Source organism: Poinsettia branch-inducing phytoplasma str. JR1 (genome assembly GCF_000309465.1).
GTDB lineage: Bacteria > Bacillota_I > Bacilli_A > Acholeplasmatales > Acholeplasmataceae > Phytoplasma > Phytoplasma pruni.
This window is the reverse complement of the sequence record NZ_AKIK01000146.1, coordinates 1-498: the sequence shown is the minus strand read 5'-3', so window position 1 is coordinate 498 and position 498 is coordinate 1. Positions and strand designations below refer to the sequence as shown.

Below are 498 nucleotides of genomic sequence, written 5' to 3'. Positions count from 1 at the left end.
CGTTGGTTAGGTTCCAATTTTGCTTATCAAGTTTACCCTCATATTTTCCCTCATAACATTGATAAAAATTATCAGTTCTTTAATTGCCTTAATAAACAATTTATTAAACCAGATATGACTGTTTATCTCAAAATCGAACCACAATTAGGTTTAGAGCGCAAACAAAACCAAAAAGATCATAAATTAGATGTTATCGAATGCAAATCTTTAACTTATTTCGAAATTGTCCGTGAGGGTTATTATCGTTATTTAACTCACCATCAATGTGGCATAAAATTAATACTTAACGGAAAAGCAAATATCGCAACAAATATTCGAACAATTATGAAATACTTAGGAGAAATACAAAATGGCAATCATAACTAAAAAAACCTGCCAAAACGGCAACACTTACATCTATTTTTCTAATGGAAAAATCAAAACCATTCATAAAGATGGCGCCATCACTTGGAAAACTAAAAAAATCTTTAAAAAAACTCAAAAAACCAACCAAAGACC

Annotated in this window: 1 protein-coding gene; it reads left to right on the top strand. The window is 29.9% G+C overall.

Annotation, left to right across the window (positions count from 1 at the left end):
* Positions 1 to 366, top strand: a 366-nt coding sequence (locus ON17_RS02720) for a dTMP kinase (protein WP_017191970.1), incomplete at its 5' end; no start/stop codon positions are given.
* Positions 367 to 498 lie beyond the last annotated feature (132 nt).